The following is a 16,472-nucleotide window of genomic DNA, read 5'->3' as shown; positions in this document are numbered from 1 at the left end:
GAGCCTATATTTGCAATAAAATTTCAAGGAAAATGAATTAGAATATATTGATGCACAGGTTATAGCCATTGTGCATCTATTAGCTGCTTGTTTTTTCGAGGATTTTTATGTCTACATCACGAGTTGTTGCCTGGTTTGTATGGATCATCGCGTCGATATTTTACGCATATCAGTATGTTTTAAGAGTAATGCCCAATATTATGATGGATGATATTACATCGCAATTTCATATTGATGCGACGGTATTTGGGCAATTTTCTGGTGTTTATTATCTTGGTTATTCGTTGATGCATTTACCAATCGGGATTATGTTGGATCGTTTTGGCCCAAGAAAAGTGATGACTATTTGTATTTTGCTGCCTGTTATTGGATTACTACCACTTATTTTTGCAGATCATTGGGGCTATCCTCTTGTTGGAAGAGCGCTTATTGGTATTGGGTCTTCAGCTGCAATTTTGGGAACATTTAAAATAATACGTATGTCATTCAAAGAACAACATTTTTCTAGGATGCTTAGTTTTTCAGTGATGATAGGATTAATCGGTGCTGTGTATGGCGGCGGCCCTGTTAGTTATTTGTGTCATGCGGTTGGTTATAAAGTAGTCATTGAAGTATTTATTGCTATTGGTCTGATGCTTGCGTGCATGACTTATTTTATTGTACCTGATGAAAAGCCTACTTATCACACATCAGTTCTTGCCAATATCAAAACGGTTTTTACCAACAGAAAAGTCATTTTGTTTTGTTGTTTTGCCGGATTGATGTTAGGCCCTCTGGAAGGTTTTTCTGATGTATGGGGCTCGGGCTTTTTAAAACAGGTATATGGTTTGAATGCATCAATCGCAAATTCTTTGCCATCAATGATTTTCATAGGAATGTGTTTTGGATCCCCGATTTTAAGTTTAGTTGCTGAAAAAACTGGATATTATCTGGGAACAATCATTGCAGCTGGAATAGCCATGTGTGTTGTCTTTACCATGCTTATTGCGGGTATGTTAACTGTATCCAGTATTACAGTAAGCTTTATATTGGTCGGCATATGTTGTGCTTATCAGATCTTGGCAATTTATAAAGTTTCTACTTTTGTACCGGAACACCTTGCTGGTCTGACGACGGCGATTGCCAACATGATCATCATGATTTTTGGTTATGCCTTTCACTCAGTGATTGGTTATATCGTCAATGCAAATGGCGGTATTCGTGAAGTGAATGCTTTTGTTTATGGAGTAGGGGTGATTCCTGTCACACTGGCAATGGGCGTTATCGGTTTTCTGGTTCTGGCATATCGAGAGCGATTTGGAACGATAAAACTTTATCCTGTAGAATCCCCAAGTTAAAAACAACCCTAGCTTGATAATGCTGTCGAGTCTAGGGTTTTTTCTGATTGGGTTTGAACGTAGCAAAATTTATCTTTATCAGCTACTATCTTATTTGTAATCAATATGTTGTGACGTCGTTTAGAAATGGGCCGTTAGCTCAGTTGGTAGAGCAGGAGACTCTTAATCTCTTGGTCATAGGTTCGAACCCTATACGGCCTATCAATTAAATCAGTGTTAACATAGAGACAACTTATGCTGTTTATCTTGTATGGATATCTCGAATTCTTCTAATTCTGTTTGATCGAATGAACTATTCACTGTTGCAAAAATTGCATTAACGCCTTTTATTGGACCTTTTTCGTCAGTTAATGTTTCGTGTAACTGCCCGTCAACTATTAACTGTTGATGAAAATGGCGTAGATAATTTCGAAATGAATGTTGTTTATAACTGCTGTAATTTTCATTAATTATCAAATCATTCATTGAAACTACTAAGGCATCAGAAAGCGATTTTGTAAGTACAGCTAGTGTCTTTGCATCTATAGGTTGTTTATTTTTTAGTATTTCTGTGATTGCTTGGTTCATCATTGAATGCAGATGACTCGTCCATTCAGTCATAACCATGCGTGCGTGCTTTTTACCATTACCATTATGGCTAAAAAATAATGAGTTGTCGTATTTGTTTGCTCTTGTTTCATAGGCCTTTTCATAATTTGTTCCTTGCCGGAGTATGTCCTCAAAATTTTTTACTACAGTTAATAATTCTTTTACTTGTGCAGTTTGGTTGTTTGTAATGCGCTCAAATAATAAATGAGAATTATGTACTGTGAGTATGGAGGTGTTTACAACTCGTGCGACAAGCTCCAATTGCTTGTCTCTCCCTTGCAGTTCATCATTAAGCTCATGAATTCTATTGTCTTTTTGTAAAAGCAATGCATCTTTTTGCAAAAGCAATTCATCTTTCTTTCCATTGTCTTGTTGCAAGCTTACATTTGCTTTTTGAGCATCGCTTAATTCAATGCCTAGTTTTTCTAACTCTGCTTTTAAAGCAGTAAATTCAAGCGTACTCACTGATGGGCGCGATAAGTAGTTTCTGATAATATGTAGAAAACCAGTAGCTTGATGTTCTTCTTCCAGTATTTTAGTTTCAAAGTTACTGCTCTCAACAAGGACAAATCCTTCTTCTTCAGCAATATCACTGGTTTGTAATTCAATGGCTTGAATAATTTGCGCAATAATAGCTCGACGGCGTTCCAGAATTTCAACCAGTTTCACTGTGGTTTCATCAGAAGATTGTCGTGCTTGTAGAAGTAGTTCGTCATACTCAGCTAAAATATTTTTTTGTTTTACTAAAATAAGCTCAGCTTGTCGGCTCAACTCTTTTGCTTGTGCTCGTGATATATCCGATTGAAAATCGCTACCTATCACATCAAATTGGTCACCAAATAGTGCACACCCTCGTTTTAAAATCTCATAAGCTTCCTGACTGAATTCCTTGAGTGCGTTAAAGCAATCAAATGGAATGCTTGCAAATGCGGCACTAATTTGTCGTGATGCAGCAACAAAATGATTTCGTACTTCAACTAATGGGAGTTTATTCAAATAAAAAGATTCCCATATGCTTCGTGCTGGGCTTTGGGCTTTACTTCGCTCTCGATAAACTATACCGCAATCTGCTTCAAATTTTTCTAAGCAAACATTTAATTCACTTTTGACATGATGAATGTCTTTCAAGTAAGGTTCGGACAATTTAATAAAATCATTGAAGTAACCGATTTTGTTGCCACTTGTAAACTGATGAAGTTTTTTAAGTTCATTTTGCAAAACGTGTAATTTATCTCTCAACTTTAACAATTTGATAAAGTTTTCTTGCTGCTCACTGCTAAACCGCCCCCATAAAAAGTTACCTTCTTTGGGTAATTGATAATCGAGTCCATGATAAAGTTCTAGATAGTTATCGGTTTGTAAGGCAGCTATAGGTCGGCCAAATAATTCTCCGATAAAGGGATCATGAGTTACTCTTTGTTCTGTAGTAGTAAAAGTAGCTTGATGTTCTCTTTTAAACAGCTCCTGCAAATGTGTCACATCAATTTGATTTTGCCCGCTAAATAGCGGCAACATGTAGTTATCAACGCCTATAAGCAATTCATTTAACTTTCGGGTTGTGTCTTCAATATGCTGATAATAAGCATCAATTTTATTTTCTTGCTCAGAGGAGTTGTCTTGGTGCGAAGCGGAAAATATGCGATCAAGAGTGGACTTACAGGAAAGGAGCTTGTCATCTTGGCTGCTTGTACTCTGAATATCTTTATGTTTCAGTAGTTCAACCGTGAAGCGCTGAATTCTTTCTTTGTATTTTTCTTGCTCTTCAATAGGCCTTTCCAAGGCTTGACGACAAAGGTGAGCTAATAAGACCATGGCTATAACTTTACCATGTGACATATCATTTAAATTAGCACGCCCAAAATAACGGTTTTGATTATCCGCGATATACTGATAACACGTATTGTATACAAAGTTGAAATAGTCACAGTTTCTTTTGGTTTCTATTGAATGACCTTGCTCTTGTATTTTCCTGGCCAAGCTTGATAACCCACCAGGCTGAGGATATTCTAATCCCTCTATAATCCCTTCTTTATAAGTCAGACCAAACGTGTATCCCCAGCCTTGTTTTTCTACAGGAACTTCAATGACACTACTGTGCACGTCGTCCATGACTTTCGTTCGTAAGTCTTTATAAATTGTTAAGATTTCACGGATTAAAGGGGTTTCTCTGAAGCGAATGGTTGGCATAATGAACCTATGGCTGGATTTTATATTGACACATTGTAATAAAGATTTATTAAGTTTTTATTAACAAAGTTAGGTTTTTTTTGCAATTAAAGTATTAGGTTTTAAATAGGAGTACTGTGTTTGCGATACAATGAATGCACATAGGACATGTCTAATGCATATTCAGCGAGCGATTTATATTCTTTAGCTTATGCCTGATGATTGTTGGTATGCCCATCGGTATTTATGTCGTCACCATGTATTTTCTGATGCTCTAGATGTTCTTTTCTTTTTCTCATTAGTAATTCATGACGTGCTTTTTTTTGTCGTTCATGCACGAACGCAAGGCGTTTTTGTTTCGCGTCTTCAAAGAAATTGAGGAGGCTCAGTTGTTTGATGCCTATTGGTTCATTCGAATCCGCATCTATTTTTTTATATAATGTTTGACGTACTTTGGAGGTGACAGACCATTGACCATCACGACAGGAGTACTTTCTTTTGTCTTTTGAAGGGCCAAAAAGGGTCCCTGCATAATAATCAACAAAGGCATCAAATAAGATTAAATTCCGATGAAATTGTTCTGCTATGGACTTCTGATTTCCCTTAGTATTACAAAAATAAAGTTTGATATTTCTAACCCTTTGATGCAGATAGAGAAAATCAGAGTTAAAACGTTCGGCTATTTTATCTATGCTCAGGAGTGTTGTGCGCTGTGTAACAGGGCAATTGCCCGCCAGATGTAAGCGCTCTAATAAATTATCAATACCGTGTGCGAGCACGTAGATTGTGAGAGGCTCATGTAGCAATGGTTGATAATTAATTTTTTTACCATGTTGGATGATGAGTATGTCTTGATTGCTGAGTTCGCTTTTCCAATCAATTGCTTTAGCTATTAGATCATTTTCTTCACAGAATGGAATGTATAAGATGATCATGCTTTTCTCTCATTTTGGCGCGAATTATTTAAATTAACGAAAGAGATAACACTCTATTTATTTTTGCCTGCTTTCACCGCAAATAGCAAGCCTTAGGTGAACGTGCTATTCAAATGAAAATGGAGTTATTTAATAACTTTTAGACAACTATTTGTTCATTTTGGACCAGTCAGGAATGGTGATTTCAAGAACTCCATAATAAATTGTTCACAACGATGCAATTGTTCAAGAGCTACAAACTCATTAGCACGATGCGCTTGTTCAATGCTACCTGGGCCACAAACAATAGTGGGTATTTTTGCTTGTTGAAATAAGCCTGCTTCCGTAGCATAAGCAACTTTTAATTGCTTTTCATTGTGACAAATTAGTTGGGCGGCACGAACGATTGGTTCTGAAGGTGCTGTCTCTAATCCAGGGACCTGAGCGAGATTTTCCAAAATTATTTTGGTGTTCAATTGTTCCTTCTGTAGTGTGGGAAGCAGCTGTGTTCCTATATAATCATCAATTTGTTGCTGGAGCTTTTCAGGATTATCGGCGACTAAGTTTCTAATTTCAAAAATAAACTCACACAAACTAGGGATCGTATTATATGCATTTCCACCCTGGATGAGATTAGTAGATATTGTTGTATAAGGTACGTCATAAGCCCCATCCTGATGCCCTTGAGATTTAAATTGCTGTGCCATATTGCGAAGATAAGTAATGAGTGATGCAGCATGCTCTATAGCATTACAACCTTGTGGGGTTAATGATGAGTGGGCTGCTACGCCATGAATTTGACAGCGATAACAGTGTATTCCTTTATGTCCGATTACTGGTTGCATTGAAGTTGGTTCGCCTACAATACATGCTTTGGGTTTGTAATTTAACTGGGTCATTTTCTCAATAAGGCCTGGCGCCCCAAGGCAACCAATTTCTTCATCATATGAAAAAGCAAAATGCAGAGGGAATTCAAGATGAAGCTTTTTTAATTGTGGAATGAGATTCATGACTACCGCAATAAAACCTTTCATATCACAAGCCCCTCGGCCATACACTTTTTCATCTTTAACTGTTGCGCGAAATGGATCGCTATCCCAAATTTGTCCATCAACAGGTACTACATCTGTATGGCCAGATAAAATAAGTCCGCCATCGAATCGACCATTACGATCAGGAATAGATGCAAGCAAATTTGCTTTAAGGCCTTTGCTATCATGAATTAAAATGGGATTAATTTGGTAATCATTCAATGCATTAGCTAGCGCTTCGATGAGTGATAAATTGGAATTACGTGAGGTTGTATCAAACTCGATAAGTTTTGTTAACCAATCCAGGGTATTCATAATATTCCTTTCGAATGAAGTGATGCTTCATATGCCATAGGTAAATTCTAGCGCTTTTCAACCATTATAATCGTTCTTACGCATTTCGAAAGAGGTGTAACGATTCATGAAATTTTGTGGGGATTGTCTACACTTCAGAATAAGGATTTTGAATCATAATTCTATTTGTAGTGGCTTGCATAAGGAAATGAGCAATGAAGAAGATGAACGTCGTACAGGTCAATAAGTCAGGAGATTGGGAGGCTGTTGAACGAGATATGGTGATGCCCACAGCAAATCAAGTACGTATTAAAGTTGCTGCATGCGGTGTTTGTCATTCTGATGTATTTGTGAAGGAAAATTTATGGCCTAATCTCCAATTCCCACGAGTTCCAGGCCATGAAATCGCAGGCATCATTGATGAGCTTGGGCCTAATGTGAGCAAATGGAAAGTGGGCCAACGTGTTGGTGTCGGCTGGGCTGGGGCACGTTGTGGCCAATGTCTTCCATGTCGCCATGGGGATTTTATTTTATGCGAAAATCATCAGATTACTGGTTTAGATTACGACGGTGGCTATGCCCAATACATGATCGCACCCGTTGAAGCGCTTGCTGCAATCCCGGATGAACTCTCTTTTGCTGAGGCAGCGCCATTAATGTGTGCGGGCATTACTACTTTTAATGCATTAAGGCATAGTGTTGCTCGGGCAGGGGACTTAGTTGCAATACAGGGGGTAGGGGGATTGGGCCATTTAGCAATTCAATTTGCAAATAAAATGGGATTTAAAACCGTCGCTTTGTCTAAGGGCGCTGATAAAGAAGCGCTCGCTAAAAAGTTAGGAGCTCATGTTTATATCGATTCTGCTGACAAAGATGTGGCTCTTGAATTAAAAAAATTGGGTGGTGCCCAGGTAATTTTAGCCACAGCACCTAGCGGAAAATCGATTTCACCTTTAATTGACGCGCTTGCCAATAAAGGAGAGTTGGTTATTGTAGGGGCATCTCATGATCCAATTGAAGTGATATCGACTCAGCTTATTTCTGCTAATCGCTCGATTAAAGGCTGGGCTTCTGGAAGCGCAATCGATGTAGAAGAAACGTTGCAGTTTTGTGCACTAACGGGGATTCGTCCAATGATTCAGCAGTACCCGCTTGCACAGACGGAAAAAGCTTTTGAAGATATGATGACAAATAAGGTACGCTTTCGTGCAGTGATAATGATGCAATAGACTCTTTCGAAACGCTATTGCAGATGGAGCTACGTAGGAGTCGCATTATTGTTCTATACTTAAGCATATCGTGCACATTTCAGGGAGTGAATTATTATGAAAAAACTACTATTAGCTTTTTTTTCATTGACGATACTCAGTACAGTGTCTTATGCAGACAAAATTTTGATTACTGGGCAACCTGTTATTTTGGAAAAACAAGGCACGGTCTACTATCTTCCTACTGATTATAAAGCAACCACATCTTATTACTATGTGACTGTAGAAGGGGGAAAACGTGTTTGTTATATAGAGAAACAACCTACTTTAACTTCTTTAAATGCTTCAACACTTGAAGTGAATTACAATGGGTCAACCTTGACCTGGGTTTGTTATCCGTTTGATACGAATTATTTTGAAACCCCATAAAATTATTCTATAAAGTAGGTGCGGTGAAGCGAGAAAAAAGAGTATTTGAATCCCAGGTCTCGCTTCATTGCATTTGCTCACATCATTTTTCTTTGGCGGATAAATTGAGTCCATTAACTACTTCTTGTAGTGCTTTTAAATGAATGGGTTTGGTTAATACTTTAGTCATTCCTAAGCTTAAATGTTTTGATGCGTCACCTGAAGTGCTGGTTGTTAAGCCAATAATCGGTATGGGGTTTTTCTGAGCTTGTTTTTCCAGATCGCGTATAGACTGAACAAGATTCTTATCCGCGCTATTGGATATCCCTACGTCAGTAATGATCAGGTCAAAATCATTTGTTTCCAATAACTCCATCGCATGCTCGCCATCGATAGCGGAGTAAAATTGATAGCCTCCTTGTTCTACAACATTTTCAATCATATGAAGAGAAATAATATTATCTTCTACGAGAAGAATGAGTGGTGACGCAGCGGCAGTTGTTTGTAGTGCATTAGTTTGCGTCACATCATGTGACGAAGCGAACTCGTTGTATCCCACTTTCGTGCTAAGGCAGAAATAAAAAGTAGAGCCTTTTCCAACTTCACTTTCTAAGTGTATTTCTCCACCCAGTAGACTCAAGTATTTTTGTGCCACATGAAGACCAACACCATAACCACTATGCTGGCTCTTATAAGAGGGGATTGCACGAAAGAACCGATCAAAGATCTTGCGTTGTAGCTCATGAGGTATGCCGATTCCAGTATCGATCACACTAAATCGCAGTTGTGTGTAACTATTTTCATGAGCGAGTGTTTCTACTTTAATGGTGACTGTACCTGCGTCAGTAAATCGAATTGCATTGCCAACAAGATTTAACAAAACTCGATGCAATTTCGTTCCATCAGTAATAACGGTATTGGGTACAGTTTCATCGATGTCGATATTCAGCTGAATCTTTTTCATTTCCAAGGTTGGTTGGACGAGATGGGCAATATCTTTGATGTTTTTGCGTAATTCAAATAACTCTTCGTTGACATCATTTTCACGAAGATTATCTGCTGTAACGATTTCCATAACCCCATTAAGTAAGTCCAATAATTTCTCACCGCTTTCATGGATCCAACGTGCATATTGTTTTCTTTCAGGATCCTCTGCTTTTTCTTCTAAAAGTCTCGACATTCCGACAATCCCGCTTAATGGGGTATGAATGTCATGACTCATATTTTCGATAAATTCGGTTTTAGCCTGGGTTGCTACTTCTGCGTTTTCTTTAGCGCGACGCAAAGCGGCTTCCATTTTTTTGTGTTCTGTAATGTCTAGTGAAATACCTAATACACCAATAGTTTCATTGTGTTGATTACGTAATGGAACTTTTTGAGAATAGTAAATTCCCATTCCATTTGCCATGACTGCATATTCTTCCGCAGTATGAGGTATGCCCGTTTCCATGACTAATGTATTAAGCTTATTTAATTCTTCTGCCTGATCTTTCCATGGCATATCGTAATTGGTTTTCCCAACAATGTCCTTGCGTGACTGCAAACGTGCGCTTGCGGCTTGTAAATCGTTGCAACCTAAAAATACATTATTCTTATCCAACCAATAAACATGTCCTGGCATTAAGGCAATGATATTTTCATAATAATCATGAGCTGCCTGCAATTCATTTTTAAATTTTAATTGCTCTTCTTCTAGAGCATGATTTAATCGCGCAATTTCTTCATTCTTTTGATTAATAATGTTTTGTAATTCTTGTATTTTTTCAGAATCCATTTTTCACCGTGTACAATGAACTTAATAACGAAGGGTTATTAAGTAAAATTTTTGTTTACCTTAAGCTGCACAGACCTAATTTAATGGATTTACTCGCTTAATAAATTCATCTCAATAATCTGTTCTTAATAAAATGTTAATGAGATTATTATATACTATTTGCAGGAAAAAGTGGTTATTTTTTTTTCAAAATGAATTATACTATGGCTATATTTTTGAAAGCCAATATTAATTTTAACTATGTATCATCCTGATTTAAATAGATTTCAGGTGAAAGAAAGAAAATTGCTAGCGTATTGAAAATAGCAATAAGCGTTAAAGGAAAGATTAGAGATGCCAAAAGTTATAGGTCCAAAAAATGGTAAGTATATTACCGCTAGTTTTGATTCAAAAGATAAAAAAGATAATAGTAAAAGTCGTTTTCCCTCATTAAAGACTACAAAAGATTTAGTTCTTTTGAGCATAAAAGGAAATGAGTATTGTGCCGGCGAATATTTAGAAGCTATTGTGCAACAAGCGGTAGCTACGCATCAAACTACTTCTGATAGTCCTGATGTTAAAGGTAAAACAACGTTTTTAATTGCTGATGAAATTTATTGGCATAATCTCAAGAAAACACCTGAGGATGCAGAGGCTGTTCTTAAGCAGCAAGCCCTAGAGCTGGGTGAGTCCTATTTTGAAAAAAATCTAAGTGCTTTCTTAGCGCCTTTGGGCCTTACTCCTGAAGTATTTAATGACACATGCCACAATAAATCGATGGATGAAAAAATTGCAATTATCAATCAATTAGCTGTAGACAAAGGAAAGAATTTTGAGATTGTTCGTTGGCATACATGGGTATCTCAAAACGGTTTTGAGAAAACATCCTCCGAAATAATGCCTCTTTATACCTCAGTAGAAGGCCTTAAGTTGTCCATTGATAAATCAGTCGATGAGTTTGCTAGACGTCATGCTCAGGAAGAAGGTGGTATTAACCTCTGGCGTGACCGTTCTCGTAACTATCTGACCCAAGAAAGTCCTTCTATCATGTTGTTGGCAGCATCTCTTGGTTATAATTTTATTATTTACCCAGGTAGTATACTGCCTCCATTTGTTGCAACAAAAGAATACTTTGTTGTTGAAAAACATGTGCCACACATTGAGAAAGGTCGGAATATTGTAGAACCATGTCATCATGATAAACATAGCATTCATGTTGATAAGCCTTCTCTACTCGTCAATTGGTTGGAAGTGAATTTTAAAAGAAGTCATGAGAATTTAGCTACAAATGGAGCGAAAGCTCCTCAGAATGCTCCTAAGGCAGGGAAAGTTGCAGAAGCTGAAAAAACGAAACGAGTTAAAGAAGAAGAACATATCGAGCAAGAAGAAGAGCATATCGAGAAAGAAAAGACTGAGGGCGAATTGAATGATGAAGGCGGACAACAAATTGTCGTAGCTAATACAGATAAGTTGAGTAATGCGCTACTTTCTTTTTTCTCTCCTAGGTCAAGAAAGAAAGCTTTTGCTGGGACGGTATCTACATTATCGGGTACTCAAAGTGATGAACCTGTTGTGACGGATCTTGTGACTAGAGGAGTTGAAAAAGAAAAAACTGTTCAGAGTATGACGAAACAAGAGATGGCATCTTCAGTAGTTACTGGGATTGGCAGAGCTTTGCAGGAGGATGCCCTGTTATCGAGGGGCAGAAGAGCCGGAATGCAACTTACAGAGTCTCCTCTGGCTCAAGTGTTTGCGGGTATTACTCAAGGAGTTTTGGCAGCAGATCTACCTGCTTCAGAGAAAGTTGCAATATTGACAGAAATTGTTGACAACTTTTTAGAGCATCACATTATGAACCCTCATATTATAAATCCTCATCTTGATCATCGTCTGAGTCCTGAGGATCGTCCAAGGGCACGTCTCGAATAGAAAAAATTAGCCCATATCAATAGGTCATATGGGCTTTCTATCTCAAAGAATAAATGAGTTATGTTCAATAAGAACGAAGTAACTCAAATTATTTCAGCATGTCAGGATTAAAAACCTGTCCGTTCACCATAATTTTTTGGTTTTCAAGTTTAAAAGTGAAAACGTAATCATTACCCTCAATCTTTAAAAAGCCTTTACTGACTAAGTCTTGTAATATTTTATCTGCTTTTTTATCCACATCATTATCATTATTAGGGTTTGCTAGAACTTGTGTTGGGCTAGCAGAAGGCTCTGATGTGTTTTCTGGATTAGATTGAGTATTATCGGACGATTCATTTTTAAGCGATGCGGCCAAAAGTGTTTTTACTGTTACCATGGGTGCTTTAAATGATCCTTCACCTTGTAACTTTTGCATGACCTGTGATAAATCATTATTATCATTTTTGGGTAGTGCTACTTTAAAATTCCCTACAATTTTTCCATCGGGTAAATTCAAGGTCATTTCAGAAAGTTCCAATACAGCTCCTTTAGCGAGGAGTTGAGGTAATTCGTTGGCAAATGCAAGTACGATCATATTGGGATCACTATTATTTTGCATCATGCTGAATTCTTGTTGATTGATTTTTGCCATGATGACCGGATCAAGGTTTCTTAAACTCAAATGTAACACTCCTGGTCCATAGTTTTGGTTATTAGCGAATAGTTTTTCTAGGGACAGTTTAAGGTCAACGTCCAATATTTCATTATGCACATCAGAACTCGCTAGGAAGTTAAATCCAGTGAGTTCAAATACCTGATTGCCTGCTAGATTTATTGCTATAGTAGGTATATCAAAGCGAGACTGCCCTAACCATAACCAGTCTTGATATCGTTTCAGTTTAAAATCATAGGCAATTTCACCAATTTTAAAACTGAGATTACTTCCTGCGTTAGCAGGGTTACTGGCGGCTCCATTTAGCCCTAATAGTTGGAAGTTACCATCAATATGATCAAGATTAGAAGAAACACTAAGTAATGAAGTTAAGCCTTGCCACGCTAATTGAAAATCTCCTTCATTTTGTCCAATTTTTCCTTCTATGGCTAAAGAGGGGAGTCTGTACCTAAATATGGTTCTATTTAGGTAATTAATAAATGCTTCATAATGTGTTTCAGGTTGAGTAGTGATTAACCCCATCCCAAAGCGTATGCCATCATTTGTTACTATAAAAGGTCCATGCTTGATCAGAATGGGGATGTCGATATCCAGATCAACTGGTGGTTCTGTTTTAGTGACATTATTTTTATCTGTAATCGTTTGCGAAGGAATATGCATCTTAACAGAGATGACTGCTTGAGATGAAAACCAGCCGCAATGGTATTTATGAAGACGAACATTAAATGCGGAGGTTTTAGGTATTGAATTTATATTTTTATTTAAGGTACTTTTAATTGTAAAACCAATGGCATAAAAAGCTACAAGAATAAGTACCACCAAAAATACAAAGAAGCCGGTCCATTTTTTCATGATGAGTATTCTTATTATTAAATTTCCTTTCAATATTATGTAGCCTAAAAATTTTATTTTGTAAAATAAATAGATATTTAGCAGAATCTTTTTTGGTATTTTTTAGTTCGATAGCATTAAGGCATAGCAATTGTTGCATAATCGTTTGTTTTATAACGAAACTGTAAAGTAGTTTTAAGCTTAATTTTGGATATTCCATGAATCAATACTATTATTTTAATAGATGATAAACTTTTAAGGATCATATGGACTTTCCAGGTATTAAGAGCGAACAAATAGAAAATAAGCTCATAGCCGAGTCATATAAAAAATTTTATATTTTAATTATTGCCGATTTTTTGGCGATGCTTTTTTTTGCCACAATTATTTGGCACCAAGTGAATAATAAACTTCTAATCGTTATATGGATTGTGGGGATGTTTCTTTTCAACCATGTGCTAAGAGGTTTATTTTTAGTTCATTATTCTCGTCGAAAAAAACAGGATGGTTTATTTCATCTATCTTTTTGGAAAAAATATTTTATAGTGAATAATCTCCTGTCAGGTGTTTTATGGGCCTTAGGAGGAGCACTCTTTATCTATATAAATGATCCGCTGTATCGTATGGTAATTTTTGTTTATCTTATTGGTCTTCTTGGAGCCCCTGCAGCTCTATTGCTAACAATCCATAATGCATACATTGCTTTTGTCATACCAGTTGGGTTGCTCTTGATTTTTTTATCTTTGTCTTTGACACCCTTGCTGTCATTTATTTTACTGATAGCAACATTGTTTTATGTAACTATCATGCTCTATGTCACCAAACAAGCAAGTCAATTTTTAATGAAATCAATTTATCTGGAAATATACAGTTCAAATCTATTGTCCAATTTAAGGCGCAGTGAAGAAAACTTTCGCAATACTATTGAAAATGCACCAATCGGCATGGCCATTGTGTCGCCTGAGGGAAGATGTACTCATGCCAATCGTACACTACAAGAAATTCTGGGTTACAGTGACGAAGAGTTACATGACAAAAATATACTGGAAATTACTTATCCCGATGACGTGTCTATGACTCGAGACGCCATGAATAAGCTGCTGCAAGGTGAATTGCGAATTTCACACATGGAAAAACGATACATTCGCAAAGACGGTAGTATTATCTGGGGGATGGTTAGTTCGAGTTTAATACGTGATGAGTATGGGGAGCCGATTAATTTCATTATACAAATGAAGGACATCAGTGATCGTGTCCAGAATGATGAAAAAATGCGGCAGTTGAATGAAAAAACGATGGAAACTTTAAATGAATTAAAGTTATTAGAACATGGCGAAAGTTTATTAAATAAACTAAATCGTTCACTACAAATTTGTATTACAACCGAAGAAGCGTACCCACGAATCCATTTAATTGCCCAAGATTTATTTCCTGACTTAAGTGGCGGTTTATCAATTTATAATAAAGCAATCAATCAAATGGAAACAGTAACCCAGTGGGGAAAGGAACAGTTATTACCCACTATATTTCTTCCTATAGACTGCTTTTCAATTCGTGAAGCGACCACTAATGTAGTTGATGATCCCACTAAATCAGTGCCTTGTTCCCATTTTCAGACTCCTCCTCAAGGAGGATATATGGCGTTACCTCTGATGGTACAAAATGAATTGATTGGTGTGATTCATCTGTTAGCGCCAAAAGACAAGAAGTTAACACAACACCAACAAGACATGGCCCACTCTTTTGGAAATATTGTTAAACTTGCTATTGCTAATATAAATTTGCGTGTGTCATTAAGTGAGTTGTCATTACATGATCCCTTAACTGATTTATATAATCGACGTTATTTAAATGACATTTTGTCGCGGGAATTAAATCGAGTTGCTCGAGAAAAAAAAACATTATGTGTTGCGATGTTGGATATCGATAATTTCAAACAGTTTAATGACACGTACAGCCACTTAGCGGGAGATGAGTTACTCAAGTCGATAGGAAAACTATTAAAAGACAGTTTTCGTGAAAGCGATATTCCCGTTCGTTTCGGAGGGGAGGAGTTTGTTGTTGTATTGTTGAATACTGCGTTAAATAATGCCGTGAAGAAAATGGAAGAACTTCGTGAAAAGATAAAAAATATAACAATATATTTTAAAGGTACTTTATTGAATAATGTCACCATTTCAATTGGTGTAGCAGAAGCACTCAAAGACGGTGCTTCTATTGAGGAAATTATCAAGGCGGCTGACCATGCGCTTTATGCCGCAAAACTGTCAGGTAAAGATAAAGTAATCGCCTACAGCCAAAACGCATAATCCCATTCTTCGATCGTTCCCCGATCTACTGCACACAAGAAAAAAGGTAGGCTGGACGCTTGCAACCAGGAACTATTGAGATCTATTCTAAGGAAATCCTGATTGTAAGCAACTAGGATTCGCTGAATATTGGAGTTCTTTGATGCCTAATAAAGAAAATACCCTGCCTAAAGTACAAGGACGAATTTATTTTCGTTCGGACACCAGGCCACCTGAGCTGATTTTTAAAACAGGTTTTTTTCCAAAAATTAAAGCTTTTGGTAACGATTGGTGGAAAGAGGCAATTAAGTCTCGAGGATATATTAATGATCGAGGCCTTGATGATAGAGCTGTGGATGCTGATCCTGCTGTATGCATTTGCATGAGTACAAAAGTTGAAAGCGCGGCTATTTTTCCACTCAATGAAGAAGATACCTATATATATGCCATTGCACTTCCAGATTTTACGCACATTGAATATGTCGGCTCTGAGGGACAAGTGCGTTTGTTACGAGCACAAGATACTCCTACTGACAACAAAGAAATTGTGGTTGATTTCAATGAACTACAAACAGTGCAGACAAGAAATATTAATGAGTTTTTTAAATCTTCAATGACTCTTAGCGCCGGTTGGCCACTTCATGCTTATGAAGTATTAGCTTATCAGGTGTTGCCTTGTTCCATTATTTGCGCCATTAAATGCAACAGAGAAAGCGCAGAGGAGCAATTGAGCAAGGCATTTGTCGATAAAAAAATCATGCTTGTTGGGGACATTATAGAGAATTTAAGTTTTTGTGATGCTCAATTATTGCAGGTAGGAGCAGCAAATCAACTACTATATACAATGATTGATTATAGTGAACAAAGAACACAGGCAATTCAACAACTCACTGAATTGAAAAAAATAAGTGAGAATAAAACGCCTAATATTTACTATGGATTCGGAGGCAAAACTTTTTAGTTGATCTCGAGTGACCGGAGAGCCTACAAATTCCTTTACTCATTTGAACAATGACTACGACGCGTCTATTGCGTGACAGTATGAGAGTAATGTCTCAAAAATACATTTTTAA

General features: G+C 37.1%; 11 protein-coding genes and 1 tRNA gene. 7 read left to right on the top strand and 5 right to left on the bottom strand.

Going from position 1 to position 16,472, the window contains the following annotated elements:
* The first annotated feature begins 107 nt into the window (after positions 1-107).
* Both Lste_RS11445 and Lste_RS11440 read left to right on the top strand, forming a co-directional pair.
* Positions 108-1,337 carry an MFS transporter gene (locus Lste_RS11445; protein ID WP_058511059.1) on the top strand — a complete coding sequence of 410 codons (1,230 nt, stop codon included), beginning with the start codon at positions 108-110 and terminating at the stop codon, positions 1,335-1,337.
* A gap of 128 nt (positions 1,338-1,465) precedes the next feature.
* Positions 1,466-1,538, top strand: a tRNA-Lys gene (locus Lste_RS11440).
* A gap of 15 nt (positions 1,539-1,553) precedes the next feature.
* On the opposite strand, the gene Lste_RS11435 is transcribed toward Lste_RS11440, so the two are convergent.
* From Lste_RS11435 to argE, 3 genes are all read right to left on the bottom strand, one after another.
* The gene (locus Lste_RS11435) at positions 1,554-4,112 is read right to left on the bottom strand and encodes a hypothetical protein (RefSeq protein WP_058511058.1); all 2,559 of its coding nucleotides are present in this window, start codon (positions 4,110-4,112) and stop codon (positions 1,554-1,556) included.
* 188 nt (positions 4,113-4,300) lie between these two features.
* Complete coding sequence (locus tag Lste_RS11430) at positions 4,301-5,026, bottom strand: hypothetical protein (protein WP_058511057.1); 726 nt, start codon at positions 5,024-5,026, stop codon at positions 4,301-4,303.
* 155 nt (positions 5,027-5,181) lie between these two features.
* Complete coding sequence (gene argE, locus Lste_RS11425) at positions 5,182-6,351, bottom strand: acetylornithine deacetylase (RefSeq protein WP_058511056.1); 1,170 nt, start codon at positions 6,349-6,351, stop codon at positions 5,182-5,184.
* A gap of 194 nt (positions 6,352-6,545) precedes the next feature.
* Between argE and Lste_RS11420 the strand changes: the two genes are divergently transcribed.
* Both Lste_RS11420 and Lste_RS11415 read left to right on the top strand, forming a co-directional pair.
* Positions 6,546-7,559, top strand: coding sequence for an alcohol dehydrogenase (locus Lste_RS11420; protein WP_058511055.1), 1,014 nt, complete (start codon positions 6,546-6,548; stop codon positions 7,557-7,559).
* A 96-nt stretch (positions 7,560-7,655) separates the two neighbouring features.
* Complete coding sequence (locus Lste_RS11415; RefSeq protein ID WP_058511054.1) at positions 7,656-7,967, top strand: hypothetical protein; 312 nt, start codon at positions 7,656-7,658, stop codon at positions 7,965-7,967.
* An 82-nt stretch (positions 7,968-8,049) separates the two neighbouring features.
* On the opposite strand, the gene Lste_RS11410 is transcribed toward Lste_RS11415, so the two are convergent.
* Positions 8,050-9,720: an ATP-binding protein gene (locus tag Lste_RS11410; protein ID WP_058511053.1), complete on the bottom strand. Its 1,671-nt coding sequence runs from the start codon at positions 9,718-9,720 to the stop codon at positions 8,050-8,052.
* A 333-nt stretch (positions 9,721-10,053) separates the two neighbouring features.
* Between Lste_RS11410 and Lste_RS11405 the strand changes: the two genes are divergently transcribed.
* Positions 10,054-11,628 carry a hypothetical protein gene (locus tag Lste_RS11405; RefSeq protein WP_058511052.1) on the top strand — a complete coding sequence of 525 codons (1,575 nt, stop codon included), beginning with the start codon at positions 10,054-10,056 and terminating at the stop codon, positions 11,626-11,628.
* An 88-nt stretch (positions 11,629-11,716) separates the two neighbouring features.
* On the opposite strand, the gene Lste_RS11400 is transcribed toward Lste_RS11405, so the two are convergent.
* On the bottom strand, positions 11,717-13,132 hold the full coding sequence (locus Lste_RS11400; RefSeq protein ID WP_058511051.1) for a YdgA family protein: 1,416 nt from the start codon (positions 13,130-13,132) through the stop codon (positions 11,717-11,719).
* 245 nt (positions 13,133-13,377) lie between these two features.
* Here Lste_RS11400 and Lste_RS11395 point away from each other — a divergent pair, with 245 nt between their 5' ends.
* Positions 13,378-15,420, top strand: coding sequence for a GGDEF domain-containing protein (locus tag Lste_RS11395; RefSeq protein WP_058511050.1), 2,043 nt, complete (start codon positions 13,378-13,380; stop codon positions 15,418-15,420).
* A gap of 142 nt (positions 15,421-15,562) precedes the next feature.
* Positions 15,563-16,360 (top strand): hypothetical protein, encoded by a 798-nt coding sequence (locus Lste_RS11390; RefSeq protein ID WP_058511049.1) that lies wholly within the window; start codon positions 15,563-15,565, stop codon positions 16,358-16,360.
* Positions 16,361-16,472 lie beyond the last annotated feature (112 nt).

Origin of the sequence: Legionella steelei (assembly GCF_001468005.1) — a bacterium.
GTDB lineage: Bacteria > Pseudomonadota > Gammaproteobacteria > Legionellales > Legionellaceae > Legionella > Legionella steelei.
Note: the sequence above shows the minus strand (reverse complement) of the source record. Positions and strands in the feature narration are given on the sequence as shown.

Coding starts and splice junctions, on each gene's coding strand:
- Lste_RS11445 (WP_058511059.1), top strand. CDS start 108: ATGTCTACATCACGAGTTGTTGCCTGGTTTGTATGGATCATCGCGTCG.
- Lste_RS11435 (WP_058511058.1), bottom strand. CDS start 4,112: ATGCCAACCATTCGCTTCAGAGAAACCCCTTTAATCCGTGAAATCTTA.
- Lste_RS11430 (WP_058511057.1), bottom strand. CDS start 5,026: ATGATCATCTTATACATTCCATTCTGTGAAGAAAATGATCTAATAGCT.
- argE (WP_058511056.1), bottom strand. CDS start 6,351: ATGAATACCCTGGATTGGTTAACAAAACTTATCGAGTTTGATACAACC.
- Lste_RS11420 (WP_058511055.1), top strand. CDS start 6,546: ATGAAGAAGATGAACGTCGTACAGGTCAATAAGTCAGGAGATTGGGAG.
- Lste_RS11415 (WP_058511054.1), top strand. CDS start 7,656: ATGAAAAAACTACTATTAGCTTTTTTTTCATTGACGATACTCAGTACA.
- Lste_RS11410 (WP_058511053.1), bottom strand. CDS start 9,720: ATGGATTCTGAAAAAATACAAGAATTACAAAACATTATTAATCAAAAG.
- Lste_RS11405 (WP_058511052.1), top strand. CDS start 10,054: ATGCCAAAAGTTATAGGTCCAAAAAATGGTAAGTATATTACCGCTAGT.
- Lste_RS11400 (WP_058511051.1), bottom strand. CDS start 13,132: ATGAAAAAATGGACCGGCTTCTTTGTATTTTTGGTGGTACTTATTCTT.
- Lste_RS11395 (WP_058511050.1), top strand. CDS start 13,378: ATGGACTTTCCAGGTATTAAGAGCGAACAAATAGAAAATAAGCTCATA.
- Lste_RS11390 (WP_058511049.1), top strand. CDS start 15,563: ATGCCTAATAAAGAAAATACCCTGCCTAAAGTACAAGGACGAATTTAT.